This is a genomic window from Inquilinus limosus MP06, from assembly GCF_000767795.1.
Lineage (GTDB): Bacteria > Pseudomonadota > Alphaproteobacteria > DSM-16000 > Inquilinaceae > Inquilinus > Inquilinus limosus_E.
Genome location: NZ_JANX01000722.1, coordinates 1 through 2,616 on the forward strand (window position 1 = coordinate 1; position 2,616 = coordinate 2,616).

The window sequence follows — 2,616 nt, forward strand, 5'->3', positions numbered from 1 at the left end:
CATCCGCCGCGCCCGGTGCTGCGTGCCGCCGCGACCGCGCGCCTGCTGATCATCGGCCAGGCGCCCGGCGCGCGGGTGCAGGCCTCCGGCCTGTCCTGGACCGATGCCAGCGGCGACCGGCTGCGGCAGTGGCTGGGGCTGGACGGCGACGCCTTCTACGACGAAGCCAAGGTGGCGCTGGTGTCGATGGGGCTGTGCTTCCCCGGCACCGACCCGAAGGGCGGCGACTATCCGCCGCCGCGGATCTGCGCCGACACCTGGCACCCGCGGATCCGGCCGCTGCTGTCCGAGGTCCGGCTGACCCTGCTGGTGGGCGGCCTGGCCCAGGCCCGCTATCTCGGCGCGCGGCGCAAGGCGAGCGTGGCCGAGACCGTGGCCGCCTGGCGCGACTATCTGCCGGACTCCATCCCCTTGCCGCATCCGAGCTGGCGCAACACCGGCTGGCTAAAGCGCAATCCGTGGTTCGAGGCGGAGCTTCTGCCGGTGCTGCGGGTCAGGACTGCTGCCGCCCTGGCGGGTGGCGCCTGATGGCCCTCCCGCCCATGCCCCCGTCGCTCCAGGACCCGCCCATGCCTGTCGCCCCCGAGAAGGCCGCCCCGAACGGGCACAACGGCAACGGCCATTTCCCGGAGATGCCGCTGCCGCAGGACCCGAAGACGGTCTTCCTCGGCATTCTCTGTCTGCTGGCGCTGACCGTCGCGCTCTATGTCGCGCGCGACATCGTCCTGCCGGTCGTGCTGGCCGTGGTGCTGAAGCTGCTGCTGCAGCCGCTGGTCCGGCTGCTGGAGACGGTGCGGATTCCCCGCGCGGTCGGCGCCATCGCCGCCATCCTGCTGCTGCTGGCGATCTTCGCCGGCATCGGCGCGCTGCTGACCAGCCCGGCCGCCGAATGGGCCGGCAATCTGCCGAACGAATGGCCGGCGCTGCAGGCCAAGTTCGCCTTCCTGGCCGAACCGCTGCACCGGCTGCAGGATCGGCTGGAGGGCCTCGGCGTGCATTTCGGCGGCGCCGGGTCGCTGCTGGAGCATCCGACCGACATCGTCACGGCGGTGTTCTCGGGCACCAGCACGGTCGCCTCGCACCTGTTCGAGACGCTGCTGATCCTGTTCTACCTGCTGGTGTTCGGCGAGACCTTCCTGCGCCGCTTCGTCGAGATCCTGCCCAATTTCGAGGAGAAGCGGGAGGCGGTGGCGATCTCGCTGCAGATCGAGCGCGACCTGTCCGCCTATCTGCTGACCGTCACCGTGATCAACGCCCTGGTCGGCGTCGCCACGGCGCTGGTGATGTGGGCCTGCGGCGTGCCGGCCCCGGTGCTGTGGGGCGCGGTCGCCTTCTGCCTGAACTTCGTGCCGATCCTGGGCCCGTTCTTCGGCGTCGCGCTGTTCCTGGCGGTCGGGCTGGTCGCCGACGGCCCGGCCTGGATCGCGATCCTGCCCGCCGCCCTCTATCTCGGCATCCATGTCGCCGAGGGCGAGTGGTTCACGCCGATGGTGCTGGCCCGGCGCTTCACCATCAACCCGGTGGCGGTGATCCTGGCGCTGATCTTCTGGTACTGGATGTGGGGCGTGCCCGGCGCCATCCTGGCGGTGCCGATGCTGGCCATCGCCAAGATCGTCTGCGACCGCCTGCGCCCTCTGCGCGCCTTCGGCCACCTGCTGGAGGGATAGGCCGGCGTAGGTTGGGTTCGCCCCGGCGAACCCAACAGCGGCTCAATGCCGGATATGTTGGGTTCGCTCCCGCGAACCCAACCTACGCGCACGGCAACGACGTCAGCCCTCGTCCGCCTCGCGCTCCAGCGCCTCCATGTCGTCGTCGGAGAAGCCGAAATGGTGGCCGATCTCGTGGATCAGCACGTGGCGGACGACATGGCCGAGATCCTCGCCCGTCTCGCACCAGTAGTCGAGGATCGGCCGGCGGTAGAGGAAGATCATGTCCGGCCGGGTGGCGATGGCGAAGGTCTTCTGCCCGAACGGCGTGCCGGTGTAGAGGCCGAGCAGGTCGAAGGGGCTTTCCAGCCCCATCTCGTCCAGCACCTCATCGTCCGGGAAGTCGACGACCTGGATGGCGACGCCGCGGACCATGGCCCGCAGCCGGGCCGGGATCCGCTCGAACCCCTCCTCCGCCAGCTCGATCAGGTCGTCGATCGAGGGCGGCATGGTGAAGCTGGGCGGCACGGGCACCGCGCTCATCGCGGCGCCAGCCGCACGGCGCCGTCGAGGCGGATCACCGACCCGTTCAGCATCTCGTTGGCGGCGATGTGGAGGACGAGCTGCGCGAACTCCTCCGGCCGGCCCAGGCGCTGCGGGAACAGGGTGGTGGCGATCAGGCTGTCCTGCACCTGCTGCGGCATCGCCTCGATCATCGGCGTGCCGATCAGCCCCGGCGCCACGGTCATCACCCGCACGCCGCTCTTCGCCAGGTCGCGCGCCGCCGGCAGGGTCAGCCCGACCACCCCGCCCTTGGAGGCGGAGTAGGCGACCTGGCCGACCTGGCCTTCATAGGCCGCGACCGAGGCGGTGGCGACGAACAGGCCGCGCTCGCCCGAGGCGCTGGCGGCCACAGGCAGCGGCTCCTCCGCCGCCATCGCCGCCGCGGTCAGGCGCAGCAGGTGGAAGG

Annotated in this window: 4 protein-coding genes; 2 read left to right on the forward strand and 2 right to left on the reverse strand. The window is 71.0% G+C overall.

Annotated elements, in window-relative coordinates:
- Positions 1-528, forward strand: a 528-nt coding sequence (locus P409_RS31420) for a uracil-DNA glycosylase family protein (protein WP_034847771.1), incomplete at its 5' end; no start/stop codon positions are given.
- A 41-nt stretch (positions 529-569) separates the two neighbouring features.
- A complete protein-coding gene (locus P409_RS31425; protein WP_052121619.1) occupies positions 570-1,667 on the forward strand; it encodes an AI-2E family transporter in 1,098 nt (365 codons plus the stop codon).
- 102 nt (positions 1,668-1,769) lie between these two features.
- Here P409_RS31425 and P409_RS31430 read toward each other — a convergent pair whose 3' ends face one another.
- Positions 1,770-2,189: a metallopeptidase family protein gene (locus P409_RS31430; RefSeq protein WP_052121620.1), complete on the reverse strand. Its 420-nt coding sequence runs from the start codon at positions 2,187-2,189 to the stop codon at positions 1,770-1,772.
- Positions 2,186-2,616 (reverse strand): SDR family oxidoreductase (locus tag P409_RS31435; protein ID WP_034847773.1); only part of this gene is annotated, 431 nt, incomplete at its 5' end. The genes P409_RS31435 and P409_RS31430, both read right to left, overlap by 4 nt.